Source organism: Flavobacterium sp. ALJ2 (genome assembly GCF_015594725.1).
In the GTDB taxonomy this organism is placed as follows: domain Bacteria; phylum Bacteroidota; class Bacteroidia; order Flavobacteriales; family Flavobacteriaceae; genus Flavobacterium.
The window spans coordinates 1-355 of record NZ_JADNRC010000084.1 but is presented as its reverse complement, the minus strand read 5'-3'; the positions used below and the strand labels follow the sequence as shown (position 1 = coordinate 355).

At 34.9% G+C, this 355-nt stretch carries 1 protein-coding gene; it reads right to left on the bottom strand.

All coding sequences use genetic code 11. The features are described 5' to 3' along the window. Positions 1-355, bottom strand: a 355-nt coding sequence (locus IUY40_RS19320; protein WP_195738469.1) for a DUF2235 domain-containing protein, incomplete at both ends; no start/stop codon positions are given.

Genomic DNA, 355 nt, shown 5'->3' with positions numbered 1-355 from the left:
ACGATTACTTATTGCTCTCAAATTAATTTCCTTAACATCATCTTTAGCTTTTGTATCGTCGTTAAAATTAACACCATAGGACGAAACCGTATCATATAATCCTACGAATCGAATTTCCAAGACATTGATTTCAATTTTCTTTTTCTCCAATAATAAGCCCAAATGACCTCGTTTGGGCAACTGTTCTTTCTCTACTTTCTTTAAATCCAGATCATAGTAGTTGTATTTTTTTTTCTCCGCATTCCACACCTTACTAGCAGTGTACCTCTCTTTGGTGATTTCATTAATAAAAGCTCTTGCCGCTGCTGCGCCACGGCTAAAACCAAAGACATCTAAAACTAAATTTACTTTTGTG